Genomic DNA, 26,444 nt, shown 5'->3' on the forward strand with positions numbered 1-26,444 from the left:
CCGGTTAGTGTCCCGGGGCGTGAGAGCGCTTCCGGTCCTCCTGGTCACTGTCCTCACCGCCGCGCTGGCGACTCCCGCGACCGCGGCGGTGAGAGACGACACCCGGTACGTCGACCCGCTGATCGGCTCGGCGGGCGGCGGCAACACCTATCCGGGCGCCGTGCGGCCGTTCGGGATGATCTCGTGGAGCCCGACGTCGACTCGCGGCGACCAGACGAACACGGGCGCCGCCAACGGATACGCCTACGACGCCACGAGGGTGCGCGGCTTCAGCCTCACGCACGTCAACGGCGCGGGCTGCCACCCCGGTGCCGCCGGTGACATCCCGATCATGCCGCACGTCGGCGACATCACCTCCTCGCCGACCGCGGACACCAAGGACCAGATCTTCGCCAGCGACTTCTCGCACGACGACGAGAAGGCCGAAGCCGGTCGCTACCGGGTGGGCCTGAAGTCCGGTGCCACGGCCGACCTGTCCGTCACGACCCGTGCGGGCATCGGCGAGTTCACCTTCCCCGTCGACGGTTCGCTGCTGTTCCGCACCTCGAACTCGCTCAACGGCAGCGAGGACGCCGAGATCACGATCGACCCGGCGACGAACTCGGTCTCGGGTTCGGTGCTGACCGGCGCGTTCTGCGGCCGCCGCGCGAACGGTGGCACGAACAACCAGAAGACCTACTACCGCCTGCACTTCACGGCGTCGTTCGACCGCCCGATCTCGGCGTACGGCACGTGGGTGAACAGCGAACTCCGGCCCGGCACGACGAATGCGACCGGCGGTGAGGGCTACCTGACCGGAAGTGCGCGCGCAGGCAAGGGTTCCGGCGGTTATGTGTCCTTTGCGGATAGTTCGGTGCGGATGCGGGTCGGCATCTCCTACACGAGCCTCGACGCCGCCAAACGCAACCTCGCGGCGGAGATCCCGAAGCGCGCGACCGTGGCCGACGTGGCGAAACAGGCCCGCAAGGAATGGGCGAAGCGGCTGCGGGCGGTCGAGGTCGACGGTGGCACCGCCGACGAGCGCACCATCTTCTACACCGCGCTGTACCACTCGTTCCTGCAGCCCAACGTGATCAGCGACGCCGGCCAGGACCTGCGGTACGGCAACTTCTCCGGCTGGGACCAGTACCGCGCCCACACCCAGCTGCTGGCGTTGCTGGCACCGGACGTGGCGAGCGACTTCGCCCAGTCCCTGCTCGAGATCTCCCGCGCGAACGGCGGGGTGTGGGACCGCTGGGTCCACATCACCGGCCCGACGCACGTGATGACCGGTGACCCGTCCGCCCCGGCGATCGCGGGCATGTACGCCATGGGTGCGCGTGACTTCGACGTGCGGGCCGCGTACGACTCGTTGCTGCGCCAGGCCACCGTCCCGCACCCGGACGGCCTGTCCGACAAGGGATGTCCCGGCCAGTGCGAGGGCCAGCGCCCCAACCTGGCCGAGTACATGCGTCTCGGCTACGCCCCGCACGACACCTGCCACTGCTGGGGCGGCGCCGCCGAGACCCTCGAGGACGCCGTCGCCGACCAGGCTCTCGCCGACCTGGGTCGCAGGCTGGGCCGTCCCAGCGCGGAGATGGAGAAGCGCGCGGGCTGGTGGCGCAACACGTTCAACCCGGCCACCGGCCACCAGCAGGCCCGCAACGCCGACGGCAGCTGGGTGACCCCGTTCAACCCCGCCTCCGACCGGGGCTTCGCGCAGGGCAGCAGCGCCACCTACACCTGGATGGTGCCGCACGACGTCGCAGGACTGGCGGAGGCGATGGGCGGACCGGAAGCCGCGGCCGCCAGGCTCGACGCGTTCTTCAAGCGCCCGGACGGCTCGTGGGCGACCGGCGGGGACGCGCTGCGGTACGACCCGACGAACGAGCCCGGCATCCACACGCCGTGGATCTACAACGAGCTCGGCCAGCCGCGCAAGACCCAGGAGACCGTGCGGGCCATGGCGAAGCTGGTCTACCGCACGGGCCCGTCCGGACTGCCCGGCAACGACGACCTCGGCACCATGTCCGCCTGGTACGTCTTCGCCGCCCTCGGCCTGTACCCGCGCACGCCGAGCAGCGCCGAGCTGCACCTCTCCAGCCCGATGTTCCCCAAGGCCCGGATCACCAAGAGGAACATCACGGTCCTGGCGATCGGAACGCCCGGCGTCCATCTGCGGGAGACGCGGTGGAACGGCCGCAAGGTCGAGCAGCCCTGGTTGCCGGAGGCGTTCGTCAAGCACGGAGGTGTGCTGGTCTCCCGCCTTGAGGGCTGATCCCGCCTCTGAACGCGTTTCCGGCCGGACCGGTGTTTGCCCCGTTCTCTCCGGGGAACCAGCCGGGGAACGGGAGGAGACGAACGTGAAGGCAGTCGTGTGGCACGGCAAGGGCGACATCAGGCTGGACGACGTGGAGGACCCGCGCGTCCAGGAACCGGCCGACGCCGTCATCCGGATCACCCGCAGCGCGATCTGCGGCACCGATCTGCACATGGTGCGCGGCACGATGCCGGACATGGTCGAGGGCACGGTGCTCGGGCATGAGGCCGTCGGCGTCGTGGAGGAGGTCGGTGCCAAGGTCCGGGGGTTCACACCCGGTGACCGCGTCGTCGTGACGTCCACGGTCGGGTGCGGCACGTGTTCGTACTGCCGCGCCGGGTATTACGCGCAGTGCGACACCGCCAACCCGAACGGGCCGGCGGCCGGCACCTGCTTCTTCGGCGGACCCAAGGCGACCGGTCCGATCAACGGACTGCAGGCCGAGTACGCGCGGATCCCGTACGCGATGACGACGCTGGTCCGGGTGCCCGACGCGGTCTCCGACGACCAGGCGATCCTGCTCTCCGACATCTTCCCGACCTCGTGGTTCGGCGCCCGGCTCGCCGAGGTCGGTTCCGGTGACACGGTCCTCGTGCTCGGCGCGGGCGTGGTCGGGCAGTTCGCGATCGCGTCGGCCAAGCGGCTGGGCGCCGGCCGGGTGATCGTCGTGGACGGCATCGGGTCCAGGCTGGACCGGGCACGCGCGCAGAACGCCGAGATCGTCAACTTCAACGAGGAGGATCCCGTTGAGGTGGTGAAGGACCTGACCGGTGGTATCGGGCCCGATCGGGTGATCGAGGCGGTCGGCATCGACGCCGAGCAGCCGGGGACGCGGACCGGCGAGCAGTGGAAGCCCGGCGACGCGCCGCGCCAGGCGCTGGACTGGGCGGTCGAACTGGTGGCGAAGGCCGGCTCCATCGGGATCATCGGCGTCTACCCGCCGGGCTTCGACCAGTTCCCGATCGGCGCGGCGATGAACAAGAACCTGACCATGCGGATGGGCAACTGCAACCACCGCCGCTACCTGCCGCGCCTGCTCGACCTCGTGGTGGCCGGGTCGGTGGACCCGCTCGCGTTCATCACCCGGCACGAGAAGCCCAGCGCCGCGATCGAGGCGTACAAGTCGTTCGACCTGCGGGAGGACGGCTGGTTGAAGACGGTCCTCGATGTCGCCTGAGCGGGTGGTGGTGACGGGCGGCGCCGGCTTCCTCGGCTCGCACGTCTGCGAGGCGTTGCTGCGGGACGGCGCGCAGGTGGTGTGCGTGGACTCGTTCCGCACCGGCTCCCGCGAGAACGTGCCGGACGGCGTGGGCGTGGTCGCCGCGGACGTGTCCCAGCCGCTCGACCTGCTCGGACCGGTCGACCTGGTCCTGCACCTGGCCTGCCCGGCGTCGCCCGCCGACTACCTGCGGATGCCCGTGGACACGTTGAAGACGGGCGGGTTCGGCACCTACCACGCGCTGGACCTGGCCCGCCGCAAGGGCGCCCGCGTCGTCGTAGCGTCGACCAGCGAGGTGTACGGCGACCCGGAGGAGCATCCGCAGCGGGAGTCCTACTGGGGGCACGTGAACCCGATCGGGCCGCGCAGCGTCTACGACGAAGCGAAGCGGTTCGGGGAGGCGATGACCGTCGCGTTCCGGGCGGAACACGGCGTCGACGCCGGGATCGTGCGCATCTTCAACACCTACGGCCCGCGGATGCGCGCGCACGACGGCCGGATGATCCCGACGTTCCTGCGGCAGGCGCTGGCGGGCGAGCCGCTGACGGTGCACGGGGACGGGTTGCAGACCCGGTCGCTGTGCTATGTGGACGATCTCGTGCGCGGGCTGCTCGCGATGGCGCGCAGCGACCACCCCGGGCCGATCAACCTCGGCAACCCGGACGAGGTCACCGTGCTCGACGTGGCGCATCGCAGCATCCGGGTGACCGGCAGCTCGTCGGAGATCCGGCACGTGGACTCGATGGTGGACGATCCGCGCCGCCGCCGTCCGGACATCGCCCTGGCGCAGGAGGTTCTCGGCTGGCGGCCACGCGTTTCGCTGGAGGACGGCCTGCGCTCGTTTGCCCGGCAGTTCGCCGGGTAGCCGCTCGTCATGCGAGTTCTCGGGATCAACGCGGTGTTCCACGACCCGGCGGCGGCGCTCGTGGTCGACGGTGAAGTAGTCGCGGCGGCGGAGGAGGAACGGTTCTCCCGCCGCAAACACGGCAAGCGGCCGGTGCCGTTCTCCACGTGGGAGCTGCCTGAGCTGTCGGCGCGCTGGTGCCTCGAACAGGCCGGGCTCACCCCGGCCGACCTCGATGCCGTGGCGTACTCCTACGACCCCGATCTGGTCGACGCGGAGTACGCGCCGTGGGAGGAGCTGCGCACCACCTACGCGCGTCAGGCACCGAAGTTCCTCGCGACGTCGTTGCCGGGCCTCGACCCCGAGATCGTGCGGTTCGTGCCCCACCACGTCGCGCACGCCGCGTCCACCGGCCTCGCCGCGCCCTTCGGTGGCAACTGCGCTGTGCTGGTGGCCGACGGCCGTGGCGAGTGCGGGTCCCACCTGGCCGGCCGGTACGTGGACCAGGCGCTGACCACCTTCGCGTCGCAGCGGCTCCCGCACTCGCTCGGGTTGATGTACGAGGAGCTGACCGAGCACCTCGGTTTCCTGCGGTCGAGCGACGAGTACAAGGTGATGGCCCTCGCCTCGCACGCCAAGCCGGTACACCTCGACCTGATGCGCGAGCACGTGGTGGTGCGCGACGGCGGCTTCGAGATCAAGCCGATGGACTGGAACACGCTGGCCAAGCAGCGCGCGAAGGACGACGAGCTGACCAGCGAACACGCCGAGCTCGCCGCGAGCGTGCAGGTACGGCTCGAAGAGGTGCTGCTGGAACTGGTGCGCTGGCTGCACGACCGCACCGGCGAGTCCCGCCTGACCCTGGCCGGTGGCGTGGCGCTGAACTGCGTGGCGAACACCAGGATCTTCGCGGAGGGGCCGTTCGACGAGGTCTGGGTCCAGCCCGCCGCCGGTGACGCGGGCACGGCCCTGGGCGCGGCGCTGCACGCGAGCACGGACTTCCTGTCGCCGATGCCGGGCGCCGACCTGGGCCGGGGTTTCTCCGACGAGGAGATCGAGTCGGTGCTGCGCACCGCCGCGGTGCCGTACAAGAGGTCCGACGACGTCGCGCTGGAGGTCGCCGAGGCGCTGGCCGCGAACAAGATCGTCGCGTGGTTCCAGGGCCGCAGCGAGTACGGTCCGCGCGCCCTCGGCCGCCGGTCGCTGCTCGCGAACCCGTGCTACGCAGAGAACCTGACCCGGCTGAACGACGTGAAGGGCCGCGAGCAGTTCCGCCCGGTGGCGCCGATGGTGCTCGCCGAACGCGCCGCAGATCTGTTCACGCGCGGACCGATTCCCAGCCCGTACATGCTCTTCGTGCACGACGTCCGTCCGGAGTGGACAGACCGCATTCCCGCGGTGGTGCACGTTGACGGCACCGCGCGGGCCCAGACCGTCTCCGGTGACCCGCTGCTGGAACGGATGCTGCGCGAGTTCGAGGCCCGCAGCGGGGTTCCGGTCGTCGTGAACACCAGCCTCAACACGGCCGGCCGTCCGATGGTCGACACCCCGCGGGACGCATTGGAGTGCTTCGGTTCGTCACCGATCGATCTGCTCGCCATAGGCCCGTTCGTGGTGCGCCGATGAACTACTCCGTCGTGATTCCCACCGTGGGAAGGCCCAACCTCGACGTCCTGCTGGACGCGCTGGCAGCGGGGGAGGGCCCGGACCCGTGCGAGATCATCGTGGTCGACGACCGCGAGACGGGCCTCGGCCCGGCGGCGGCGCGCAACACCGGCTGGCGTGAGGCACGCGGCGACTGGGTGGCGTTCCTCGACGACGACGTGGTCCTCGCGCCCGACTGGAAGGCCCGGCTGTATGCCGACCTCACCGGCCTGCCGGACGACGTCGGTGCGAGCCAGGCGAAGATCGTCGTACCGTTGCCCGGCGACCGCAGGCCGACCGACGCCGAACGCGGCACGGCGGGCCTCGCCACGGCGCACTGGATCACCGCGGACATGGCGTACCGGCGGGAGGCGCTGGCCCGTTCCGGTGGCTTCGACGAACGGTTCCCGCGCGCCTACCGCGAGGACGCCGAACTGGCGTTGCGCGTGCAGGACCTCGGCTACCGGATCGTGCGCGGCGCCAGGGTGACGACGCACCCGGTGAAGCCCGCGACCTTCCTGACCAGCGTCCGGGACCAGCGCGGCAACGCCGACGACGCGTTGATGCGCCGGTTGGTGGGGCGGAAGTGGCGTTCGCGCATCGGCGGGAGGCAAGGACGGCTGCCGGCGCACGCGGTGACCACGGCGGCCGGCCTGCTTGCTGTCCTTTGTGGAGTGCTCGGCCGGCGGCGGCTGGCCGGGGCGCTGGGTGTGGTGTGGGCCGGGCGGACCGCGTCTTTCGCGGTCGCGCGGATAGCGCCGGGACCGCGGACGTGCGGTGAGGTCGCCAGGATGGTGGTGACGAGCGCGCTGATCCCGCCGGTCGCGTGCTGGCACCGGGTGAGGGGCGAGGTGCGGCATCGGCGGGTGCGGCCTTGAGGATCCTGGTGCTGCGGGCGCTCGGGCTGGGCGACCTGCTGACAGCGGTGCCCGCGCTGCGTGGGTTGCGAGCGGCCTTCCCGCGGGCGGAGATCACGCTGGCCGCGCCGGCGTGGCTCGCGGACGCGGTGGCGCGGATCGGCGCGGTGGACCGGTTGCTGCCGACCGAGGCGCTGGCACCGATCGACTTCCGGGAGCCCGATCTCGCGGTGAACCTGCACGGGAGGGGACCGCAGAGCGTCGAGCGGCTGCTGGCCACCGAGCCACGCCGCCTGATCACCTACGCGGACCACGCCCGGCCGGGCGACCGGGTGCCGGCGATCGCGTGGCCCGCCGACCGCCACGAGGTGCTGCGGTGGTGTGATCTGTTGCGACGGCACGGCATCCGGTGCGATCCGGACGACTTCCGGCTCGCCCCGGCCGGTCCGCGGACCGGCCGGATCGTCATCCACCCCGGTGCGAGCACCGGTGCGCGGAGGTGGCCGCCGCAGAGGTACGCCGCCGTCGCCCGGGCGCTGGGGTCCGAGGTGGTGGTGACGGCAGGCCCAGGAGAGCAGGAGCTGGCCCGCCAGGTCGGCCCCGACGTCTTCACCGGCACCCTGGCCGAGCTCATGGACCTCGTCGCCACCGCGCGGCTCGTCCTCTGCGGCGACACCGGCGTCGCGCATGTCGCCACCGCCTACCGGACGCCGTCGGTGCTGCTGTTCGGCCCGGTGCCCCCGCGCCTGTGGGGTCCGCGCCGGGGCCCGCACCGGGCGCTCTGGCACGGCGGGACCGGCGACACGTTCGCCGAGGAGCCGGATCCCGGACTGCTGGAGATCACGGTCGAAGAGGTCCTTGACGCGGTAGGAGGTGCGTTGTGCGAATCGGTGTCATCGGAGCGGGCTACGTCGGTCTGACCACAGCCGCGTGCTTCGCGCACCTCGGGCATCGGGTGGTGTGCGCGGACGTGGACGCGCCCAAGGTCGCGGCGTTGAACGCGGGCGAGGTCTCCCTGCACGAACCCGGCCTGCGCGAGCTCGTCGCCGCCGGGCTGGACAGTGGCGGGCTGAGGTTCGTCCACGGCGGCGAAGTGTCCGATGTGGACTTCACGTTCGTCTGCGTGCAGACACCGACCGGAGCCGACGGTGCCGCGGACCTGACCGCGGTCGAGCAGGTGCTGGCCACGGCATCGCCGCAGATCGTCCTGAAGTCGACGGTCCCGGTCGGCACCGCGGCGCGCTATCCCGGTGTCGTGTCGAACCCGGAGTTCCTGCGCGAGGGGCACGCCGTCGAGGACTTCCTGCGGCCGCAACGGATCGTCGTCGGCGCACAGGACGAACGGCAGGCCCACGAGGTGGCCGAGCTGTACTCCGGCACGCGCGCACCGGTCGTGCTCACCGACAACACGAGCGCCGAACTGGTGAAGTACGCGAGCAACTGCTTCCTGGCGTTGAAGCTGTCGTACGTCAACACGCTGGCGGAGCTGTGCGAGCGCCTGGACGCCGACATCGACGGCGTCACCGAGGGCATGCGGCTCGACGACAGGATCGGCGCGTCGTGCCTGGCGCCAGGACCGGGCTGGGGAGGCTCGTGCCTGCCCAAGGACACCCTCGCCCTGCTCGCGACGGCGCGCACGGCGGGCGTCGACTTCGCCACGCTCGACGCGGCGATCACCACCAACCGATATCAGCCGCACCGGGTCGTCGAGCGGATCCGGGTGGAGGCTGGCTCGCTCGCCGGCGCCAGGATCGGGTTGCTCGGGCTCACGTTCAAGGCGGGGACGAACGACCTGCGGGACTCACCGGCACTCGTGGTCGCGGGAATCCTGGCGCAGGAAGGCGCCGAGCTCACCGCGTACGACCCGTGCGTCTCGGAGGGCCGGCCGAACATCGCCGTGGCGGACAGCGCGGCGGGGGCCGCCGCCGGCGCGGACGCGATCGTCGTGCTGACGGAGTGGCCGGAGTTCGCCGAGCTGGACTGGCCGGAGCTCGCGAAGCAGGTGCGGACACCGCTGATCTTCGACACGCGCGGCGTCGTACCGCCGGACAAGGCGGCGGAGGCGGGGTTCCGGCTGGTCAGGACGGGCCGGTCGTAACGCCGGGGCGGCCGGTGGGAGCGCGGGAGCGGCCGCCGAGCTGGATGGGCGAGGCCTGCCAGCCGGCCCCGTCAGGACCGGCCGGTCGGAACGCCGAGGTGGACCACCTTCGTCGTGGTCATCTCGTCGAGCAGCTCGGGACCGTAGCCGTACCCCGTGCCGGACGCGCCCCGCGGCTGAGCGGCGCCACCGGGCGCCCCGCCGAACACCGCGTTGACCTTCACCGTGCCCACCGGCAACGCCCGCCAGGCGCGCTGGGCGTGGTCCATCGAGCTGGTCAGCACGGTCGCGGCCAGGCCGTAGTCACCGGAACAGGCCTCCGACAGGCCCTCGTCGAACGACGACACCAGGTGCACGGGCGCGACCGGGCCGAACGTCTCCTCGCACATGACCCTCATCGCGCTGGAGCAGTCCGTCAGCACCGTCGCGGGGTAGAAGGCGCCGGGACCGGCGGGGATCTCGCCGCCCACCAGCGCTCGCGCTCCGGCCGACAGGGCCGCGGCCACCTGGTCGTGGACGAAGTCGCGGTGCCGGGTGTCGACCAGCGGCTGCGGATCCTCGTTCCACTCCCGTGCCTGCGCGCACAACGCGTCCAGGAACGGCGCGGCGATCGCCTTGTGCAGGTAGATCCGTTCGACCGAGGTGCACAGCTGGCCCGCGTTGGTGAACGCGCCCAGCGCCGCCTGCGCCGCCGCCCACGTGGGGTCCACGTCCTCGTCGATCAGCAGCGGGTCATTGCCGCCGTTCTCCAGCAGCAGCTTCGCGGACGAGGCCTGCGCGATCGCACGACCCGTGGCCGTGCTGCCGACATGCGCCACCACGTCGACCTCGGGGGAACGCACCAGCGCGCCGCCGATCTCGCCGTCGCCGACCAACGTCTGCAGCACGCCGTCGGGGAAGCACGGCTGCAGCACGCTCGACAGCAGCAGACCGGTGTGCGGGCAGCGTTCGCTCGGCTTGTGCACCACGACGTTGCCCGTCACCAGAGCGGCTCCGAGCAGACCGCACGCCACCGCCACCGGGTCGTTCCACGGCGTCAACGCCACGACCACACCGCGCGGTTCCGGGACCATGAAGTCGACCGCCGAGCCGAGCAACGACCGTCCACGGTGGACCGGACCCAGCTCGGCGTACTGCTCCAGCGTCGCCGCGCCCGCCAGCACACCCTCCCGCGCGGAGGCGAACGGCCGCCCCGTCTCCGTTTCCACCACGGTCGCCAGGTCGTTCGCCCTGATGCGTAGTGATGACGCGGCCTCACGGACCGCCGCGCCGCGTTCGGCGGCGGGGACCGAGGCCCACACCGGGTGCGCGGTTCGGGCGGTGGACAGGGTGGAGGAGACCTCGGAGGCCGTGGCGGTGGGGAGCCATCCGACGAGCTGTGAGTCGCGCGGGCTGTGAACGTCGATGGCGTGCATGGTGGTCATGCCGATCGGGTACCCGTCATCGCAGGTGGAAACCTTGGAGGAGACGCATGCCCGGACGCGAGGACCTGCCCAGCACGGTGGCGCGCTCGTCGAAGAAGGCTCAACGGACGTGGATCAAGGCGCACGACTCGGCCGTGGAGAGCTACGGGGAGGGCGAACGCGCGCACCGCACCGCTTTCTCCGCGCTCAAGCACAGCTTCGAGAAAGTGGGCGACCACTGGGAGGCCAAGGACGAGAAGGGGCCGTCCGATCCCCAGGCCGAACGCAGCACACCCGCCCAGGGCGAGACGGCCGGCGGAGTCGACGCGAACGCGAGCAAACAACACCTTTACGACATCGCGAAGCGCCTCAAGATCGAGGGCCGCTCCCAGATGAGCAAGGAAGAGCTCGTCGACGCCATCGGCAAGGCGAACAACCGCGAGACCGCGCGAGCGCGCTCATGAAGGTCGTCGTCACCGGCGCGACCGGCAACGTCGGGACGGCTCTCTTACGCAGGCTCGCCGAGGAACCGGACATCGAGGTGCACGGCATCTCGCGCCGTCCGCCGGGGGACGCGCCGCCGTATCGCGGCGTGCCGTGGACGCCCGTCGAACTCGGCAGGGCCGGCGCGGAAGAGGTGCTGAAGGCCGCGTTCGAGAAGGCCGACGCGGTCGTGCACCTCGCCTGGCTCATCCAGCCCGCCCGCGACGAACGGCTGCTGTACCGGACGAACGTGGCCGGATCGGCGCAGGTCTTCACCGCGGCGGCGGCCGCGGGCGTGCCGCACCTCGTGCACATGTCGTCGGTCGGGGCCTACTCGCCGGGCAGCAAGGACCGCCGGGTGGACGAGTCCTGGCCGGTGGACGGCGTGCCGACGTCGTTCTACAGCCGGCACAAGGCCGCCGTGGAGCACATGCTGAACCGGTTCGAGGACCGGTTGCTCATCTCCCGGCCCCGGCCGGGGCTGATCCTGCAGTCCGACGCGGGATCCGAGATCCGCGACTACTTCCTCGGGAAGCTGGTGCCGAAAATCCTGTTCCGGCACCGGATCCCGATCTTGCCGCTGCCGCGTGACCTGGTCCTGCAGTTCGTGCACGCCGACGACGTCGCCGACGGGCTGGTGCGCATCCTGAGGCGACGACCCGACGGCGCGGTGAACCTCGTGGCCGAGCCCGTCGTCACTCCCCGTGCACTGGCGGAGGTGCTCGGTGGGCGGCCCGTGACCGTTCCGGCGAAGCTGTTGCGGGTGCTGGCGAATCTGACCTGGCGGCTCCGGCTGCAGCCCACTCCACCCGGATGGGTGGACCTGGCCCTGCGATCGCCGCTGCTGGACGCCTCGCGGGCGAGGACGGAGCTGGACTGGAAACCGGAGGTCGACGCGCAGGAAGCCCTTCGCGCGCTGGTGCGGGGAATCGGTGCGGGCAAGGACGTCCCGGCCAGCCCCGTGTTGTGAACCGCTTCGGCGAGTAGCGTTTCAAGCCGCCTTCCTCGGCTAAATCTCCTCTATGGACCAAGTCTTCGACGCGGTGCTCTTCGACCGCGACGGCACGCTCATCCGGGACGTCCCGTACAACGGCGACCCGGAACGCGTGGTCCCGATGCCAGGTGCCCGGGAAGTGCTGCGCGACCTGCGCGCACGTGGCCTGCGCACCGGCGTCGTGAGCAACCAGTCCGGCATCGGCCGCGGGCTCCTCACCGAGGCGCAGGTCGCGGGGGTCAACGCGCGGGTCGAGGAGCTGCTCGGCCCGTTCGGCACCTGGCAGGTCTGCCCGCACCACCCCGACGACGACTGCGTGTGCCGCAAACCCGCGCCAGGGCTGGTGCTCGCCGCCTGCGCGGCGTTGGCCGTCAAGCCGGAACGCGTGGTCGTCGTGGGAGACATCGGCGCCGATGTCGACGCGGCCACGGCGGCCGGCGCGGTGTCCGTGCTGGTGCCCACCGACGTGACCAGGCCGGAAGAGGTCGAACGCGCGCCCCGCACCGCGCCGGACCTGCGGACCGCGATCGAGCTGGTCCTGTGAGGACCCTCGTCGCACGACTCGACAGCGATGGTGACGTGCTGCTGGCAGGTCCGGCGGTTCGTGCGGCCGCTGCCCGCGGCGAGGTCGTCTTCCTGTGCGGTCCGGGCGGTGTGCGGGCGGCGGAACTGCTGCCCGGCGTCACCAGGATCGTCGAGTGGGAGTGCCCGTGGATCGCGAACCCGGCGCCCGACGTGCGGCCGTTCGACATCGAGGCCGTGACCGCGCTCGTACACGGTATTCGCGCTGACGTGGCATTGATCCTGACCTCGTTCCACCAGAGCCCGTTGCCGCTCGCCCTGGTGTTGCGGCTCGCGGAGGTGCCGAGGATCGTCGCGCGGTCGATCGACTACCCCGGATCGCTGCTGGACGTGCGTCTGCGCGATGACCCGGACGTGCCGGAGGCTGAGCGAGCGCTCGAAGTCGCGCGGGCGGCCGGGTTCGAGCTTCCGGAAGGCGATGACGGCCGGTTGGCGGTCGTCGACCCGCCCGAGCCGGAACTGAGCCATCCGTACGTGGTGGTGCACCCCGGTGCGTCGGCGCCCGCCCGCACCTGGTCGCCCGACCGGTGGGCGAAGGCCGTGGTCGCGCTGACCGCGGCCGGGCACCGCGTGGTCGTGACCGGCGGACCGGCGGAGACCGGGCTGACCGGGCACGTCGCGGGCGCGTGCGGATCCGATCTCGGCGGGCGCACCAGCCTGCGCGAACTGGCGGGGGTGCTGGCCGGTGCCGACGCGGTCGTCGTCGGCAACACCGGCCCCGCCCATCTCGCGGCCGCCGTCGGCACCCCGGTCGTCTCGCTGTTCGCCCCCGTCGTGCCGGCGGTCCGATGGGCGCCGTACGGCAGGCACGTCCTGCTCGGCGACCAGAACGCGCCGTGCCGTGCCACCAGAGCGCGCGAGTGTCCTGTCCCCGGTCATCCATGCCTCGATCAGGTCGACCCGGCCGACGTCGTGGCAGCCGTCGCGGAGGTGACAGCGTGAAGATCCTGCTTTGGCACGTGCACGGGTCCTGGACGCACTCCTTCGTCCAGGGCGGCCACGAGTACCTGATCCCCGGCCCGCCGCACGGCATCGGTCTCGCCGGACGGCCGTGGCGGGCCACCGAGACCGATCTGTCCGAAGTGGACGCCGAGGTCGCGGTCGTGCAGCGGGTGGAGGAACTGTCCCGGGTACCGGCCGGCATTCCGGTGGTGTACCTGGAACACAACACGCCGAGCGCGCCCGCGCAGGAACACCCGCTCGCCGGCTGGGACGGAACCCTGGTCCACGTCACCCACTTCAACGACCTGATGTGGGACTGCGGCACCACGAGGACCGTCGTGATCGAGCACGGCGTCGTCGACCCGGGTCCGCTCTACACCGGTGAGCTCCCGCGCGCGGCCGCGGTGATCAACGACCCGGTCCGCCGCGGCCGGATCGTCGGCACCGACCTGCTGCCGCGGTTCGAGCCGATCGACGTCTTCGGCATGGGGACCGAGCAGATCGGCGGTATGGGGGACCACGGGCTCGAAGCACTGCACCGGGAGCTCGCCCGCCGCCGCGTCTACGTGCACACGCCGCGCTGGACGTCGCTCGGACTGTCGTTGCTGGAGGCGATGCACATCGGCATGCCGGTCGTCGCCCTGGGCTGCACGGAGGCGATGAGGGCCGTGTCCGCCGAGGTGGGCGCGATCTCGACGGACGTGGAGGAACTGGTGGCGGCGACGCGGCGACTGGTCGCCGACCCGGCACTCGCCGAGGAGAAGGGACGACGGGCTCGCGAGATCGCGCTGGCCCGCTACGGGCTCGACGCGTTCCTGCGCAACTGGGACGTGCTGCTGAAGGAGGTGATCGGATGAGGATCGCGATGGTGTCGGAGCACGCCAGCCCGCTCGCGGCTCTGGGAGATGCCGACGCGGGAGGGCAGAACGTGCACGTGGCCGCACTGGCTGCCGCCCTCGTGCGACGAGGTCACGAGGTGGCGGTGTACACGCGGCGCGACGCACGGGGACTGCCGCGCCGTGCCGACACCCCCGACGGCTACGCGGTGGTGCACGTGCCCGCGGGACCGGCGCGACATGTGCCCAAAGACGAGCTGTTGCCGCACATGACCGGCTTCTCCCGCTTCCTGGCCGACGACTGGCAGGACCAGCCACCGGACGTGGTGCACAGCCACTTCTGGATGTCCGGTCTCGCCTCGGTACTGGCGGCGCGACAGGTCCAGATCCCGGTCGTGCACACCTACCACGCCCTCGGCACGGTGAAGCGCCGTCACCAGGGCGCGAAGGACACGAGCCCGTCCGAGCGGATCGCGATCGAACGGCTGATCGGCCACGAGGCGCACGCCATCGCGGCCACGTGCGACGACGAGGTCGGGGAGCTCGTGATGATGGGGCTCAAACGGCACAAGATCACGGTTGTCCCGTGCGGTGTCGACACCAAGCTGTTCGCCCAGACCGGCCCGGTGGCGCCGCGGACGGCACTGCACCGGATCGTGTCCGTCGGGAGGCTGGTGCCGCGCAAGGGTTTCGACGACCTGATCGCCGCGCTGCCCCTCGTGCCGGACACGGAGCTGGTGATCGCCGGAGGCCCGCGGGACCTGAAGGCCGATCCCGAGGCGCAACGGCTGCGTGCCTGCGCGGAAACTCACGGGGTCGCCGATCGCGTGCACCTGATCGGACAGGTGGCGCGCACGGACATGCCCGCTCTGCTGCGCTCCGCCGATGTCGTGGCGTGCGTGCCGTGGTACGAACCGTTCGGCATCGTGCCCCTGGAGGCCATGGCCTGCGGCGTTCCCGTTGTCGCGTCGGCGACCGGTGGGCTCACCGACACGGTCGTCGACGGCGTGACCGGCGTGCTCACCCCGCCACGAGACCCGAGGGCGCTGGGTCGCGCGCTGCGCCGGCTGCTCGCGGACCCGTCACGCGGCATGGCCTACGGCATCGCCGGCCAGGACCGGGTCGACGCCCGGTACACGTGGGACGGGATCGGCGCCCGCACCGAGTTCGTCTACCAGCGGGTGTGCGCGAACCGCGGTCTGGCGGTGGCACAGTGACGGTCGAGAGCCACCTGGACGAACTGACCGACACCCTCGCCGGTGTCCGCGCGCAGGCCGCGCGCATCCACCGCTGGGGCGGCCTGCTCGCCCGCCTGCTCGTGGAGGGCGGCAGGGTGCTCGCGGCCGGCAACGGCGGGTCCGCCGCGGAGGCCCAGCACCTCACCGCGGAACTGGTCGGCCGCTACCGGCACGACCGCGCGCCGTTCTCCGCGCTGGCGTTGTGCGCCGAGACCTCCAGCGTCACCGCCATCGCCAACGACTACGGCTACGACCAGGTGTTCGCGCGTCAGGTGACGGCCCACGCGCGGCCGGGTGACGTCGTGGTCCTGCTGTCCACCAGTGGCCGCAGCGAGAACCTCCTGGAGGCCGCGCGCGCCGCCCGGCTGGCCCGTGCGACCACGTGGGCCCTGACCGGCCCGCTGCCGAACCCGCTGGCGGCACTGGCCGACGACACCCTCGCGCTGCCTGGCCACGCGTGCCACGTGCAGGAGGCGCAACTGGTGGTCGTGCACGCGTTGTGCGAGGCCTTCGAGGCGGCGCTGCCCTCGTCCGTGCGGAGGGCGTCGTGAAGCTGGTCGTGGTGGGTGACTCCCTGCTCGACGTGGACCTGGAAGGAACCGTCGAACGCCTCTGCCCGGACGCCCCGGCGCCCGTGCTGGACGTCGTCGGCGAGCACGCCAGGGCCGGTGGAGCGGCGCTGGCGGCGACCATGGCGGGGCGCGACGGCGTGGACGTGACGCTGGTCAGCGCGTTGTCGGAGGACGAGGCGGGCGAGCGGGTGCGGGCCCTCGTCGAGGTGCCCGGTGTGTACGGGCGCGCGGACGCCGTGCCGGTGAAGACACGACTGCGGTCCGGGGGAACGTCCCTGGCCCGCATCGACCGGGCCGGGGGATCGGCGCCGCCGCGGGTCACCGACGACATGCTCGACGTCGTCCTGTCCGCCGACTTCGTGCTGGCGTCGGACTACGGCAGGGGTCTGCTCCGCGACGAACGCCTTCGCTCGGTGCTGGCGCGCGTTCCGGTGGTCTGGGACCCGCACCCGCGCGGACCGGCGCCGGTGCCGGGAGTGCGGCTCGCGACACCGAACCTGGCCGAGGCCACGGCGTTCGCTGAGACCGCCGACCCGCACGCGGCGGCGGCCGAACTGCTGGCCCGGTGGCGGGCGCGCGCGGTCGTCGTGACGATGGGCGGCGAGGGCGCATTGCTCCACTGTGGAGGAACGCCGGTCGCCGTTCCCGCGCCGCGCGTCGCGGTCGCGGACCCCTGTGGTGCCGGGGATCGGTTCGCCGTGACGGCGGCGGTCCGGCTGGCGGGAGGTGCCGCGCCGGACGACGCCGTGGCCGACGCCGTCGGTGCCGCGGCGGAGTTCCTCGCGCACGGCGGGGTGTCGGGGATGCGAGCGCCGCTCCCGTCCACTGTGGACGAGGTGCGGAGGCGTGGCGGAACCGTCGTCGCGACGGGAGGGTGCTTCGACGTCCTGCACCCCGGGCACGTGCGGATGCTCGCGGCGGCACGGGCTCTGGGGGATTGCCTGGTGGTGTGCCTCAACTCCGACCTGTCCGTGCGGCGGCTGAAGGGTGAGGGAAGGCCGGTCAACGGCCAGAACGAACGCATCGAGGTGCTGCGCGCGCTCGAGTCGGTGGACGACGTGGTCGTGTTCGGTGAGGACACACCCGAACACGTCCTGGGACGGCTGAAGCCGGACGTGTGGGTGAAGGGCGGCGACTACACCGCCGAACTGCTGCCGGAGACCGCCGTCGTGCGGCGCTGGGGTGGACGGACCGTCGTGGTGCCGTACCACCGGGGACATTCGACGACCGAGATCCTGTCGAGGAGGGCTTGATGCTGGGCAACGTGCTGGTGACCGGGGGCGCGGCCGGACTGGGAGCGGCCGTGGCCGACGCGGTGCGCGAGGCCGGGGGAACGCCGCTGGTGCTGGACAAGTCGGCGCCGGACAGGGCCGACTTCGAGCTGGTCGACCTGGCCGACGGACGAGCGGCCGAAGCGGCGGTGCGCACACTCGCCGAACGGCACGGCGGCTTCAGCGGCGTGGTGACCGCGGCCGGCATCGACCGCTGCGGCACGCTGGCCGAGGTGCCGGCCGAGGAGTGGGAGAACGTCGTCCGGGTCAACCTGTTCGGCACCGCGGCGGTGATCCGGGCGGCGTTGCCGTACCTGGAGAACGGCCGCGTGGTGACGGTCGCGTCCACCCTCGGACTGCGCGCCGTCAGCGACGCGACAGCCTACTGCGCCTCGAAGTTCGGCGTCGTCGGGTTCACCCGCGCGCTGGCCGCGGAGACGGCCGGGAAGATCGGGGTCACGCTCGTCGTGCCCGGCGGGATGCGGACGAACTTCTTCGACGACCGGACCGAGCAGTACCGGCCCACGGACCTGGCGAAGCTGAACCCGCCGGACCGGGTGGCCGCGGCGATCGTGTTCGCGCTGAGCCAGCCGAAGGACTGCGAGGTCCGCGAACTCGTCATCGCCCACGCGGAGGAGCCGTCCTGGCCGTAGTTTTTCGGAACGCCGTTCTGGGTGGGAGACCTGAATGAGCGGCGCGGACGAGTTCGAGGAGTTGGACGAGGAGTCCCTCCACGACAGTGAGGCGTTACCCGCCGAGCGGCCGAACCAGATCGTGATCGCCGCCAGCCTCACCGCGCGGGGCGGCGCGCTCTGGTTGCCGGTCGCCGGACTACTCGCGGTGGCCGGCCGGAAGAAGACCGCCAAGCGGGCCCTCACCGCGGCGCTGGTCGCCATGCCGATCGGACACCTGGTGAGCCAGGTCGTGCACCGGCGCAGGCCAGCGGCCGCGAACATCCCTGCCCGCCAGGCGCTGCCGGAACACCCCGGCTCGTCGTCGTTCCCGTCCAAGCACGCGGTGACGGCCGCCGCGTTCGGCACCGCCACCGCGTTGCAGGACCGCGAGGCCGCCGTGTTCGTGACCCCGTTGGTGTTGCTGGTCGCCTACAGCCGCCTCAGGACCCGTGTGCACTGGCCCACGGACGTCCTGGGCGGCTTGGCGATCGGCGCGCTGGTCGCGGTGGCTCAGGCCGGGATCGGGCGTTCGGCCAGGGCCAGGGCGACGGCGTGCAGGTTGGCGGCCATCGTGCGGCCGGTCTTCTCCGACCACTCGTGACCCTCGCTGGTCTCGGAGTAGCTCGGGCCGGGGCCGGGACCGCGGTTCCAGTACGTCCAGGCCTGGCCGGGGATCGTGTAGCCGATGTCGCCGAGCCCGCCGGCGATCTCGCTGATCACGTGGTGCGCGCCGTCCTCGTTGCCCGTCACCACCACGCCCGCGACCCGGTTGTAGGCCACCGGCCGGTCCTGGTCGTCGGTCTCCGAGATCATGGCGTCCATCCGCTCCAGCGCCCGTTGCGCGAGCGAGGACGGATGGCCGACCCACGTCGGCGTGGCGAACACCAGGATCTCGGCGTCGAGCAGCAGCCGGTGGATGTTCGGCCACTCGTCCCCGCCGCCGAGATCGGTCACGACGCCGGGCGGGATCTCGTGGTCCGCCAGCCGGAACGAGGTGACCTCGACGTCCTTCTTGGTCAGCTCGTCGATCACCACCTGGGCGAGCAGGTCGGTGTTGGACTGATCGGGTGACTTCTTCAAGGTGCAGTTGAGCACCACGGCACGCATCAGGGCTGCCTCCACTTCTCGTCGGCGATCAGCTGGCTCGCCTGCGGACCCATCAGGGACATCCCGCCGTCCACGACGATCGACGCCCCGGTCACGTAGCTCGCCGCCGGGGTGGCGAGGAACGCCACGACGGCGGCGACCTCGTGAGCGCTGCCCGGCCTGCCGAGCGGCACACCGGGACGCGGCCGGGTGTGCGGGTCGACGTCCTCCTGCCCGGTCATCGGCGTCGAGATCTCGCCCGGCGCCACGGAGTTGACCGTGATGCCGTGCTCGGACAGTTCGAGTGCGAGCACCTCGGTCAGCGCGCCGAGCCCGGCCTTCGCGGCGCAGTAGGGCGCGGCGCCCACCCGCGGCAGGTGCTCGTGGACCGAGGTGATGTTGATGATCCGGCCGCCACGACCGGCGGAGATCATGTGCTTGGCCGCGCGCTGGGAGCACAGGAACGCGCCGTCGAGGTCGACCGAGAGCACCGAGCGCCAGGTGTCGAACGGCATGTCCATGACCTTCTGGCTGCTGCCGGTGCCCGCGCAGTTCACCAGGATGTCGACGCCGCCCAGTTCCTCGGCGAGCTCGTCGACCACGGCGGCCGCGGTGGGCAGGTCGGTGAGGTCGAGCTGCCGCACGGCACAGCGCGCTCCGGCCGCACGGACCTCCTCGGCTGTCTTCCCGGCTCCCTCGGCGTCCTCGTGGTAGGTGATGCCGACGTCGACGCCACCACCCGCCAGTGCGACGGCGACGGCCTTGCCGATGCCGGAGTCCGAACCGGTCACGATGGCGTACAGGGGTGTGTTCATGACACTCGGGTACCCGTCGGAGTGGCCGGCATCCGGAGGCCGAAGTGGTTGAGGGTTCCCGGCAGTGGAGCGCTGAGCGCGGGGAACGAGAGGTGCTCGCTGAGCGTGTCCAGCATCGTGGCGGCGGTGGTCAGCACGAGGTCGCGGCCGGGGCACACGCCGGGACCGGCGCTGAACGGCACGATCGCGGGGTCGAGCGGCCTGTCCCAGATCTCCGGCGCGTACCGGTCGGCGAACGGCAGCCGGTCCGGGTCGCGGTGGAAGAACGGCGTGAACACGACGAACTCCGTGTTCTCCGGCAGCCACTGACCGTGCCAGCGGGTCGGTTTCGTGCTCTCCCGCAGGATCACCGGCGTGGTCGGCCACAGCCGTGCCGACTCGAGGATGCCGTTCCTGCCCCGCGCACCGATGGCCAACGCGCGCATGGTGACGATTCCGGCCGCGTCGAACGCGAACAGCCAGTGCGGCACCTGACCCGACAGGTCACCGGGCTGCGCCGCCAGGCTGCCCTCCTCGCGCCGGGCGAGGTGCTCGTCGAGCCGGTGCTGGAACCGTTCGCGCAGGCCACGCCGCCTGGGGTGCAGGAAGGCCCAGTTGGCGTTCTGCCGCAGCGCCTTGAGGTCGTCGATGAGCTGGTCGTCGCCGCGGGCGCCGTCACCGAGGACGATCCTGCGGACGATCCGCCACCAGGCCTGGCTGAACGAGTCCCAGGTCAGCTCGCCGGTGCTCATCACGTGCCGGGTGAGCAGGTCGGCCTCGTCGCGCACGATCGCCTCGGCGGGCACGTTCTCCGGCCGTAGCGCGCGTTCGTTGAGCTCACGTAGCCGTTCCCGCTCCCGGCCCTCCGAGATGAGCACGCCGTGCGGCTGGAAGTGCTTCAGCGCGGCCTTCTTCTCCTTCGTGGCCAGCGCGAAGGGTTCCGGCGACTCGGCGAGCAGCCTGCCGACGTCCGTGGGGTCGACCAGAACGGCGAGGCTGCGGCCGGTGACGCGCAACCGCACCGGTTCGGGGCCGTAGCGGTCACGCAGCCTGCGCATGGTCTCGATGGCCCGCGTGTCGGACTGGACCTTCTCGGCGGCCGCCATCACGCCCGGCCTGCGGACGATGACGCCCTTGGCGAGCGTGGGCAGCAGAACCGTCGCCAGCACGCGGGTGGTGTCGAGTCGTGAGGAGATCGCCATGCCCACGATTACCCGGTGACCCGTGTGTGAATCGTCCCGACCGGGGGTATTCGCGGTTCAGCTCGAACCAGGAGGTCGTGATGCCAGCGGGATCGAACGCCAAACGTGAACGCCAGTACGAGCACATCAAGGACTCCGCCGAGGACCGTGGCGCCTCAGCCAAGCGCGCGAAGGAGATCGCGGCGCGCACGGTGAACAAGAACCGCGCCCAGGCCGGCGAGTCGAAGACGGCGAGCAAGTCGTCCAAGAAGGACATGTCGCCCCAGAAGCGCGGCGGGCAGCGGTCGGGCACGAACCGGCCCAAGGGCCTGACGAAGGAACAGCTCTACAACGAGGCCAAGAAGAAGAACGTCAAGGGCCGGTCCACGATGACCAAGAAGGAGCTCGCCACCGCGTTGGGACGTTGACGTGTCTGAAGTGGACAAGGCCTCGGCGCTGACGATCCTCACGATGGAGCACAACACGCTGCAGATGATCCGCACGGCGACGATCACCGACGCGACCGGACGGGCGGGCCACCTGCTGACGACGATCTCCGCGTCCATGATCGCCCTCGGGTTCGTCGCGCAGGTGGTGCCGGTGACGGTGCTGCTGACGTTGCTGCTGGTCGTCTCCACCGCGTTGTTCCTGATCGGTCTCGCCACGTTGTTCCGCACGGTCGAGCTGTCCATCGAGGACGTCCAGGCCGGTCTGGGGATCAACCGCATCAGGCACGTATACGCCGAGCTCGAACCGTTCACCAGGGACGTGTTCGTGCGCCAGATGCACGACGACACCCTGGGCGTCGAGGTGGACGGCGGCCGGACCGGCTGGCGCAAGGCCAGGCGGCCACGGCTGATCGGCACCGCACTGGGCGTGTCCGGCCTGGTGAACCTCGTCAACGGACTCGTCGCCGGCGTCGTCGCCGGTGCCGCGGCAGGGCTGCTCAACGCCAGCCTGATGTGGTCCATCGCGATCGGTGCGGTCATGGCCGTCGCTGTGATCAGCGCTTTCGGCGTGGCGCTCACCCGAATCGGACGGCGCGGTCTCGCGCCCATCACCACGCGCTATCCGAGAACAACCCGAACTGAAGGAGACCCACCACCATGCAGTACGACGTCGTCGACCTGATCATGCAGGACCACCGCGAGGTGGAGCGCCTGTTCGCCGAGCTCAAGAACCACCCGGAGAAACGGCCGCTGCTCACCCCGGTGCTCTGCGGCCTGCTCGTCGCCCACAGCCGCGCCGAGGAGGCGGAGGTCTACCCGGCCGCGAAGGACGCGGGCGGCGACGACGAGGTCGAGCACAGCCAGGAGGAGCACGCCGAGGCCGAGCAGCTGCTCGCCAAGCTCCTCGACTGCGACTACGACTCGCCGCAGTACGAGAAGGTGTTGCAGGACGTCGTCGACTCCATCACGCACCACGTCGAGGAGGAGGAGAAGACCGTGCTGCCGGGCATGCGCAAGCGCCTCAGCGCGGAACGCCGCTACCAGCTCGGTGAGCTGTTCGCGCGCAGCCGTGCCGACCACCTCGGTGAGCTGCCCGGCCAGGCCACCCGCGAGGAACTGCTCACGCAGGCCAAGAACATGGGGCTGGCCGGCGCTTCGAGCATGTCCAAGGAGCAGCTGCGCAAGGAGCTCCAGAAGGCGGCTTCGTCCTGACCCGCGTCGTCGGTGCGCACTGTCTGTATGTGCACGGTCCGGGCGCCGGTGTGGGCGTCCCGGCCGTGCCGGCGGCGGCCTGCTCGCGGTGTCGCGGGCGGGCCGCGCGTTTGTGCCCCGTATGACGTTCGCCCTGGTTCGGCTTCGACACCGATGTGTGTGGCAGTGTGGCGCTCCCGTGCGAGCACGCGATCTTCGCCGGTCTGCAGGCGCGGGAGATCACCAGGCTCACGGACACGGACCGGCCGTGGTCGCGAACGCGGTCAGCGGCCAGGCGATCCCGGCGGCTTCCTGAGGCTCGCGAGCAGGGCTGCCGCGCGATGCCGCAGCGTCCGTCGTGGGCGCGGGCCCTCGCTCAGCGCGCGGGCCAGTTCGGGTTCGGCCGTGCGGAACCACTGCTCGATGGCGGTGAGCCGCTGCTGTTCGTGACGACTGAGCATGCCCGCTCCCCGAAGTCCGGCCGGCCGTGGCACACGGCGAGTACCCACCGCGCCGGAATCCAAACCGCGGTGGTGGCGTGAACCGGAACTGCTCGCTAGATCGGCTTCGGCTCCGGAGGAAGGGGATCGGGGTCCGGGCCGGGCGGCCGCAGCGGGTCCGGGTCTGGTCCGGGTGGCTGGGGCTGGTCGGGTCCGGTCGGCCGGGGCTGGTCCGGGCCCGGCGTGGTCGGCACGGGCTCCGGCGGCGGTACTGGCTGGCTCATGACCGGTGGGTACCCGCCGGTCAAACCCCCGTCACCGGATTCTCGCCCGCGGCGTCAGGTTCCGCAGAAGGTCTGGTAGGTGGCGCTGAAGTCCTGCGGCGCGGGTGCCGCGAAGTGCTCCAGACCCTGGCGTTCCCCGTAAGGCGAGGTCACGGCGTCCAGAAGGCTCTCCAGCGGACCCAGGTCGCCGTCGGCCCTAGCCGCCAATGCCTGCTCCACCAGGTGGTTGCGCGGGATGTAGACGGGGTTGACCTTCTCCATGGCCGCGGCGTCCGGCCCGAGCTCCCGCCAGCGTGCGATCCACGCGTCGATCCCGGCGAGGTCGAGGAACAGCGACCGGGCGGGCTCGGCGTCGCCACGGGCCGCCTTGCCGAGCAGGTGGAAGAAGGACGTGAAGTCGACGTGGTTCTCGTGCATGAGCACAAGCAGGTCCTTGAGCAGCGGCTTCACGTCACCGGAGATGCCGAGCTTGGCACGCATGCCGTCGATCCAGGCCTCCTCGAACTGCCCGCTGAACGTGCCGAGCGTCTCGAGGGCCAGCGCCACCGCTTTGTCCTCGTCGTCCGAGAACAGCGGCAGCAGTGCCTCGGCGAGGCGGGCGAGGTTCCACTCGGCGATGATCGGCTGGTTCGCGTAGGCGTAACGGCCGCGGTGGTCGATGGAGCTGTACTTCGTCGTCGGATCGTAGGCCTCCATGAACGCACACGGGCCGTAGTCGATCGTCTCGCCGGAGATCGTCATGTTGTCCGTGTTCATCACGCCGTGGATGAAGCCGACGAGCATCCACCGCGCCACCAGTGACGCCTGCGCGGCGACGACCTGCTCGAACAGCTCCAGGTAGGTGCTGCCGGGGTAGTGGCGGGCGATGGCGTGGTCCGCGAGGCGGCGCAGCAGGTCCTGGTCGCCGGTGTTGCGGGCGTACTGGAAGCTGCCGACCCGCAGGTGTGACGCGGCGACCCTGGCCAGGACGGCGCCGGCCAGTGGCTCCTCGCGCTGGACGGTGTGCCCCGTGGACACCACGGCCAGCGAGCGGGTCGTGGGGATGCCGAGGGCGTGCATGGCCTCGCTGACGACGTACTCGCGCAGCATCGGGCCCACCGCCGCCAGGCCGTCGCCGCCGCGGGCGAACGGGGTGCGCCCGGAGCCCTTGAGGTGCAGGTCGCGCAGCCGGCCGTCGGCGTCGGTCAGTTCGCCGAGTAGCAGCGCCCTGCCGTCGCCCAGCCGGGGTGAGTAGCCGCCGAACTGGTGCCCGGCGTAGGCCTGGGCGACCCCCTGCCCGCTCACGAGGAAGGGCAGGCCGTCCGCGCGCAGCCAGGCGGGATCGAGGCCGAGCTCCTTCGCGAGCGGCTCGTTGAGGACCAGCAGTTCGGGTTCGGCGACCGGGACGGCCTCCCAGGAGACCGCCATCTCCGGCACCGCGGTCGCGAAATCGCTGCTCAGGCTGATGTTCACGCCTCCAAAGGTACCTGGTGAGCCGCCGCGCGTGTGTGATCGCGCTCTCAGCTCGAACTCGGCTGAACCGTTCCGGCGGCGCACACGTGACAGAGGTGAACAGGTTGGCGAAAGTCCACTCAGGAATGAGAAAACCCATGCGTCGCAAGCAAGTTGGGATCGTTGCCGCCCTTTTCGCGGTCGGTGTCGTCGCTCTGACGGCCTGCGGTCAGGGTGCCGCGCAACCGGGCACGGCCGTTCCCGTTGCCCAGGCTGAGGAAACGCAGGCGCCGGCCGGAGAGTCCGAAGTGGACTTCCTGCGCGGCTCGGCGAACTCCAACAAGGCTGACAAGAACACCGGCGACCGCGCCTCCGCGACCGCGGCCCGCGAGGTCAGGCAGAAGTGGGTCGAGCTGCGCGTCGCCAACGCCGGTGGCCTGGAACCCGCCGTGATGAACGGAAAGGGCCTCTCGGTCTACTGGTTCAGCGACGACCCCGTGAACGGCGGGGTGTCCAACTGCAACGGTGACTGCGCGAAGACGTGGCCGCCCATCACGGTCACCAAGGGCACCAAGCTCTTCTTCCCCGGCATCAAGCGGGAGAACATCGGTTTCGTCCAGCGCCGGGACGGCCAGACCCAGGTGACGATCGGCGGCCGCCCGATCTACCTGTTCTCCAAGGACCAGAAGGCCGGTGACATCCTCGGCCAGAACGTCGGCGGCAAGTGGTTCGTGATCAACCCCGAGGGCAAGCGCGCCGTCGCCCCCGCCGAGGCGCCCACACCTGCGCCGCCGGCCCCCGGCACCAAGCCCGCGAACTCCGTCACGTTCTTCAGCGGCAAGAACTTCGACGACTTCAGCGGCACCAACTTCGCCACCGGCGTGAAGGTCGGCGCCGGCTGCGCCGACCTGCGCGGCGGCTTCCAGTCGCTGTCCCCGGACGGTGCCGTGAAGATCTGGTCCGAGCCGGGCTGCAAGGGCAGGTCCGCCGTCGTGAGCGACGACGTCCGCGACACGGCCGAGCTCGGCTTCCCCGCGGGCGTGAAGTCCTACGTCCGCCCTTGACCCTGATCGGGTGAACCGTCGAGGCCGCCAGAGCACCCCGGCTCTGGCGGCCTTCCCGTCTCGCTACCCTCCAGTCATGCGCTACTCCGCCATTGCGCTGGCTTTCCTCCTTCTCGGGTGCGGAACCTCGCCGTCGTCGCTGCCCAAGATCACTCCGGTGCCCGCCTCGTCGGCTGGTTCGGCGCTGCCCGAGCTGCAACCCCGGCTCGACGCGATCGGAGTGCTTCTGACAGCCTGCCTGGCGCGCCTGCGTGGCGAGCCCGTCGACCCGGCCGACAACTGCGCCCGTGTCATGCCGGACGTCACCGGGGTGATCGACGAGGTCGAGAAGCAGGCGTCCAAGCTCCCGCCGTCCGGCCAGGCCGCCATCTCCGACGTGCGCCGGCAGCTCACCGAGATCGCTCCGTGCGAGCCGTGGTTCGCGGCCGGCGGGGTGAGTGCCGACGCGGAGCTCGACGCCCGCTGCAAGAAGGCCTGGGACGCGCTCTACAACGGGTACAACGCCGTGCGGAACGCCGCTTAGCGACGCCAGGCGGATCGGCAGGGGCGCTCTCGCGTGTCCCTGTCG

The 26,444-nt window shown here is 71.4% G+C and carries 29 protein-coding genes; 22 read left to right on the top strand and 7 right to left on the bottom strand.

The window, feature by feature from the left end:
- The first annotated feature begins 19 nt into the window (after positions 1-19).
- The 7 genes from ACRSBM_RS13225 (at position 20) to ACRSBM_RS13255 (ending at position 8,961) form a co-directional block, all read left to right on the top strand.
- Positions 20-2,257 carry a GH92 family glycosyl hydrolase gene (locus tag ACRSBM_RS13225; protein ID WP_434443352.1) on the top strand — a complete coding sequence of 746 codons (2,238 nt, stop codon included), beginning with the start codon at positions 20-22 and terminating at the stop codon, positions 2,255-2,257.
- An 85-nt stretch (positions 2,258-2,342) separates the two neighbouring features.
- Entirely contained in the window at positions 2,343-3,476 is a 1,134-nt protein-coding gene (locus tag ACRSBM_RS13230; RefSeq protein ID WP_434443354.1) for a zinc-dependent alcohol dehydrogenase, read from the top strand.
- On the top strand, positions 3,466-4,383 hold the full coding sequence (locus ACRSBM_RS13235) for an NAD-dependent epimerase/dehydratase family protein (protein WP_434443356.1): 918 nt from the start codon (positions 3,466-3,468) through the stop codon (positions 4,381-4,383). The genes ACRSBM_RS13230 and ACRSBM_RS13235 overlap by 11 nt, the downstream gene beginning before the upstream one ends.
- 9 nt (positions 4,384-4,392) lie before the next feature.
- On the top strand, positions 4,393-5,988 hold the full coding sequence (locus ACRSBM_RS13240) for a carbamoyltransferase family protein (protein ID WP_434443358.1): 1,596 nt from the start codon (positions 4,393-4,395) through the stop codon (positions 5,986-5,988).
- Complete coding sequence (locus ACRSBM_RS13245) at positions 5,985-6,884, top strand: glycosyltransferase family 2 protein (RefSeq protein ID WP_434443359.1); 900 nt, start codon at positions 5,985-5,987, stop codon at positions 6,882-6,884. The genes ACRSBM_RS13240 and ACRSBM_RS13245 overlap by 4 nt, the downstream gene beginning before the upstream one ends.
- Entirely contained in the window at positions 6,881-7,783 is a 903-nt protein-coding gene (locus ACRSBM_RS13250; protein ID WP_434443361.1) for a glycosyltransferase family 9 protein, read from the top strand. The genes ACRSBM_RS13245 and ACRSBM_RS13250 overlap by 4 nt, the downstream gene beginning before the upstream one ends.
- Entirely contained in the window at positions 7,744-8,961 is a 1,218-nt protein-coding gene (locus ACRSBM_RS13255) for a UDP-glucose dehydrogenase family protein (RefSeq protein ID WP_434443363.1), read from the top strand. The genes ACRSBM_RS13250 and ACRSBM_RS13255 overlap by 40 nt, the downstream gene beginning before the upstream one ends.
- A gap of 71 nt (positions 8,962-9,032) precedes the next feature.
- Here the strand turns inward: ACRSBM_RS13255 and ACRSBM_RS13260 are convergent, their stop codons facing one another.
- Positions 9,033-10,385, bottom strand: coding sequence for an aldehyde dehydrogenase family protein (locus ACRSBM_RS13260; protein WP_434443365.1), 1,353 nt, complete (start codon positions 10,383-10,385; stop codon positions 9,033-9,035).
- A 47-nt stretch (positions 10,386-10,432) separates the two neighbouring features.
- On the opposite strand from ACRSBM_RS13260, the gene ACRSBM_RS13265 reads away from it, so the two are divergent.
- From ACRSBM_RS13265 to ACRSBM_RS13310, 10 genes are read left to right on the top strand one after another with little or no spacing between them, the layout of a single operon-like run.
- Positions 10,433-10,828 carry a ChaB family protein gene (locus ACRSBM_RS13265; protein ID WP_434443367.1) on the top strand — a complete coding sequence of 132 codons (396 nt, stop codon included), beginning with the start codon at positions 10,433-10,435 and terminating at the stop codon, positions 10,826-10,828.
- Positions 10,825-11,817 (top strand): NAD-dependent epimerase/dehydratase family protein, encoded by a 993-nt coding sequence (locus ACRSBM_RS13270; RefSeq protein WP_434443369.1) that lies wholly within the window; start codon positions 10,825-10,827, stop codon positions 11,815-11,817. Before ACRSBM_RS13265 ends, ACRSBM_RS13270 begins: the two co-directional genes overlap by 4 nt.
- Before the next feature lie 52 nt (positions 11,818-11,869).
- Positions 11,870-12,385, top strand: coding sequence for a D-glycero-alpha-D-manno-heptose-1,7-bisphosphate 7-phosphatase (locus tag ACRSBM_RS13275; RefSeq protein WP_434443371.1), 516 nt, complete (start codon positions 11,870-11,872; stop codon positions 12,383-12,385).
- A complete protein-coding gene (locus tag ACRSBM_RS13280; protein ID WP_434443373.1) occupies positions 12,382-13,365 on the top strand; it encodes a glycosyltransferase family 9 protein in 984 nt (327 codons plus the stop codon). The genes ACRSBM_RS13275 and ACRSBM_RS13280 overlap by 4 nt, the downstream gene beginning before the upstream one ends.
- Entirely contained in the window at positions 13,362-14,222 is an 861-nt protein-coding gene (locus ACRSBM_RS13285) for a glycosyltransferase (RefSeq protein ID WP_434443375.1), read from the top strand. The genes ACRSBM_RS13280 and ACRSBM_RS13285 overlap by 4 nt, the downstream gene beginning before the upstream one ends.
- Positions 14,219-15,418: a glycosyltransferase gene (locus tag ACRSBM_RS13290; protein WP_434443377.1), complete on the top strand. Its 1,200-nt coding sequence runs from the start codon at positions 14,219-14,221 to the stop codon at positions 15,416-15,418. The genes ACRSBM_RS13285 and ACRSBM_RS13290 overlap by 4 nt, the downstream gene beginning before the upstream one ends.
- Positions 15,415-15,990, top strand: a complete 576-nt coding sequence (locus ACRSBM_RS13295) for a D-sedoheptulose-7-phosphate isomerase (RefSeq protein ID WP_434443379.1) — start codon at positions 15,415-15,417, stop codon at positions 15,988-15,990. The genes ACRSBM_RS13290 and ACRSBM_RS13295 overlap by 4 nt, the downstream gene beginning before the upstream one ends.
- Positions 15,987-17,264, top strand: a complete 1,278-nt coding sequence (gene rfaE2 / locus ACRSBM_RS13300) for a D-glycero-beta-D-manno-heptose 1-phosphate adenylyltransferase (RefSeq protein ID WP_434443381.1) — start codon at positions 15,987-15,989, stop codon at positions 17,262-17,264. Before ACRSBM_RS13295 ends, rfaE2 begins: the two co-directional genes overlap by 4 nt.
- The gene (locus tag ACRSBM_RS13305) at positions 17,264-17,935 is read left to right on the top strand and encodes an SDR family oxidoreductase (RefSeq protein ID WP_434443383.1); all 672 of its coding nucleotides are present in this window, start codon (positions 17,264-17,266) and stop codon (positions 17,933-17,935) included. The genes rfaE2 and ACRSBM_RS13305 overlap by 1 nt, the downstream gene beginning before the upstream one ends.
- 34 nt (positions 17,936-17,969) lie before the next feature.
- Positions 17,970-18,557 carry a phosphatase PAP2 family protein gene (locus tag ACRSBM_RS13310; RefSeq protein WP_434443386.1) on the top strand — a complete coding sequence of 196 codons (588 nt, stop codon included), beginning with the start codon at positions 17,970-17,972 and terminating at the stop codon, positions 18,555-18,557.
- Here ACRSBM_RS13310 and ACRSBM_RS13315 read toward each other — a convergent pair.
- Genes ACRSBM_RS13315 through ACRSBM_RS13325 form a run of 3 tightly spaced genes read right to left on the bottom strand, consistent with a single transcriptional unit; the run spans position 18,467 to position 21,038 of the window.
- Entirely contained in the window at positions 18,467-19,063 is a 597-nt protein-coding gene (locus ACRSBM_RS13315) for a flavodoxin family protein (RefSeq protein WP_434443389.1), read from the bottom strand. The two genes, ACRSBM_RS13310 and ACRSBM_RS13315, sit on opposite strands and share 91 nt — an antisense overlap.
- Positions 19,063-19,857, bottom strand: coding sequence for an SDR family oxidoreductase (locus ACRSBM_RS13320; RefSeq protein WP_434443392.1), 795 nt, complete (start codon positions 19,855-19,857; stop codon positions 19,063-19,065). The genes ACRSBM_RS13315 and ACRSBM_RS13320 overlap by 1 nt, the downstream gene beginning before the upstream one ends.
- Positions 19,854-21,038 carry a cytochrome P450 gene (locus ACRSBM_RS13325; protein ID WP_434443394.1) on the bottom strand — a complete coding sequence of 395 codons (1,185 nt, stop codon included), beginning with the start codon at positions 21,036-21,038 and terminating at the stop codon, positions 19,854-19,856. Before ACRSBM_RS13325 ends, ACRSBM_RS13320 begins: the two co-directional genes overlap by 4 nt.
- Positions 21,039-21,118: 80 nt before the next feature.
- Here ACRSBM_RS13325 and ACRSBM_RS13330 point away from each other — a divergent pair, with 80 nt between their 5' ends.
- From ACRSBM_RS13330 to ACRSBM_RS13340, 3 genes are read left to right on the top strand one after another with little or no spacing between them, the layout of a single operon-like run.
- Positions 21,119-21,445 (top strand): plasmid stabilization protein, encoded by a 327-nt coding sequence (locus tag ACRSBM_RS13330; protein WP_434443397.1) that lies wholly within the window; start codon positions 21,119-21,121, stop codon positions 21,443-21,445.
- 1 nt (position 21,446) lies between these two features.
- Positions 21,447-22,148 carry a hypothetical protein gene (locus tag ACRSBM_RS13335; protein WP_434443400.1) on the top strand — a complete coding sequence of 234 codons (702 nt, stop codon included), beginning with the start codon at positions 21,447-21,449 and terminating at the stop codon, positions 22,146-22,148.
- A complete protein-coding gene (locus ACRSBM_RS13340) occupies positions 22,124-22,678 on the top strand; it encodes a hemerythrin domain-containing protein (protein WP_434443401.1) in 555 nt (184 codons plus the stop codon). The genes ACRSBM_RS13335 and ACRSBM_RS13340 overlap by 25 nt, the downstream gene beginning before the upstream one ends.
- 263 nt (positions 22,679-22,941) lie before the next feature.
- Here ACRSBM_RS13340 and ACRSBM_RS13345 read toward each other — a convergent pair whose 3' ends face one another.
- From ACRSBM_RS13345 to ACRSBM_RS13355, 3 genes are all read right to left on the bottom strand, one after another.
- Positions 22,942-23,118 (bottom strand): DUF3040 domain-containing protein, encoded by a 177-nt coding sequence (locus ACRSBM_RS13345; RefSeq protein WP_434443404.1) that lies wholly within the window; start codon positions 23,116-23,118, stop codon positions 22,942-22,944.
- 95 nt (positions 23,119-23,213) lie between these two features.
- A complete protein-coding gene (locus ACRSBM_RS13350; protein ID WP_434443406.1) occupies positions 23,214-23,381 on the bottom strand; it encodes a hypothetical protein in 168 nt (55 codons plus the stop codon).
- Positions 23,382-23,435: 54 nt separating this feature from the next.
- Complete coding sequence (locus ACRSBM_RS13355; RefSeq protein WP_434443408.1) at positions 23,436-24,833, bottom strand: protein adenylyltransferase SelO; 1,398 nt, start codon at positions 24,831-24,833, stop codon at positions 23,436-23,438.
- Positions 24,834-24,970: 137 nt separating this feature from the next.
- Here ACRSBM_RS13355 and ACRSBM_RS13360 point away from each other — a divergent pair, with 137 nt between their 5' ends.
- Entirely contained in the window at positions 24,971-25,876 is a 906-nt protein-coding gene (locus ACRSBM_RS13360) for a COG4315 family predicted lipoprotein (RefSeq protein ID WP_434443409.1), read from the top strand.
- Between the two features lie 76 nt (positions 25,877-25,952).
- A complete protein-coding gene (locus ACRSBM_RS13365; RefSeq protein ID WP_434443411.1) occupies positions 25,953-26,399 on the top strand; it encodes a hypothetical protein in 447 nt (148 codons plus the stop codon).
- The last annotated feature ends 45 nt before the right edge of the window (positions 26,400-26,444 follow it).

The organism is Lentzea xerophila (assembly GCF_051094245.1).
Lineage (GTDB): Bacteria > Actinomycetota > Actinomycetes > Mycobacteriales > Pseudonocardiaceae > Lentzea > Lentzea xerophila.

Bases quoted from the DNA above. Each gene is read 5' to 3' on its own strand.
- ACRSBM_RS13340 (WP_434443401.1), top strand. From the start codon at position 22,124: ATGCAGTACGACGTCGTCGACCTGATCATGCAGGACCACCGCGAGGTG.
- ACRSBM_RS13310 (WP_434443386.1), top strand. From the start codon at position 17,970: ATGAGCGGCGCGGACGAGTTCGAGGAGTTGGACGAGGAGTCCCTCCAC.
- ACRSBM_RS13365 (WP_434443411.1), top strand. From the start codon at position 25,953: ATGCGCTACTCCGCCATTGCGCTGGCTTTCCTCCTTCTCGGGTGCGGA.
- ACRSBM_RS13345 (WP_434443404.1), bottom strand. From the start codon at position 23,118: ATGCTCAGTCGTCACGAACAGCAGCGGCTCACCGCCATCGAGCAGTGG.
- ACRSBM_RS13350 (WP_434443406.1), bottom strand. From the start codon at position 23,381: ATGAGCCAGCCAGTACCGCCGCCGGAGCCCGTGCCGACCACGCCGGGC.
- ACRSBM_RS13360 (WP_434443409.1), top strand. From the start codon at position 24,971: ATGCGTCGCAAGCAAGTTGGGATCGTTGCCGCCCTTTTCGCGGTCGGT.
- ACRSBM_RS13330 (WP_434443397.1), top strand. From the start codon at position 21,119: ATGCCAGCGGGATCGAACGCCAAACGTGAACGCCAGTACGAGCACATC.
- ACRSBM_RS13240 (WP_434443358.1), top strand. From the start codon at position 4,393: ATGCGAGTTCTCGGGATCAACGCGGTGTTCCACGACCCGGCGGCGGCG.
- ACRSBM_RS13245 (WP_434443359.1), top strand. From the start codon at position 5,985: ATGAACTACTCCGTCGTGATTCCCACCGTGGGAAGGCCCAACCTCGAC.
- ACRSBM_RS13275 (WP_434443371.1), top strand. From the start codon at position 11,870: ATGGACCAAGTCTTCGACGCGGTGCTCTTCGACCGCGACGGCACGCTC.
- ACRSBM_RS13325 (WP_434443394.1), bottom strand. From the start codon at position 21,038: ATGGCGATCTCCTCACGACTCGACACCACCCGCGTGCTGGCGACGGTT.
- ACRSBM_RS13235 (WP_434443356.1), top strand. From the start codon at position 3,466: ATGTCGCCTGAGCGGGTGGTGGTGACGGGCGGCGCCGGCTTCCTCGGC.
- ACRSBM_RS13305 (WP_434443383.1), top strand. From the start codon at position 17,264: ATGCTGGGCAACGTGCTGGTGACCGGGGGCGCGGCCGGACTGGGAGCG.
- ACRSBM_RS13270 (WP_434443369.1), top strand. From the start codon at position 10,825: ATGAAGGTCGTCGTCACCGGCGCGACCGGCAACGTCGGGACGGCTCTC.
- ACRSBM_RS13315 (WP_434443389.1), bottom strand. From the start codon at position 19,063: ATGCGTGCCGTGGTGCTCAACTGCACCTTGAAGAAGTCACCCGATCAG.
- ACRSBM_RS13320 (WP_434443392.1), bottom strand. From the start codon at position 19,857: ATGAACACACCCCTGTACGCCATCGTGACCGGTTCGGACTCCGGCATC.
- ACRSBM_RS13260 (WP_434443365.1), bottom strand. From the start codon at position 10,385: ATGACCACCATGCACGCCATCGACGTTCACAGCCCGCGCGACTCACAG.
- ACRSBM_RS13290 (WP_434443377.1), top strand. From the start codon at position 14,219: ATGAGGATCGCGATGGTGTCGGAGCACGCCAGCCCGCTCGCGGCTCTG.
- ACRSBM_RS13265 (WP_434443367.1), top strand. From the start codon at position 10,433: ATGCCCGGACGCGAGGACCTGCCCAGCACGGTGGCGCGCTCGTCGAAG.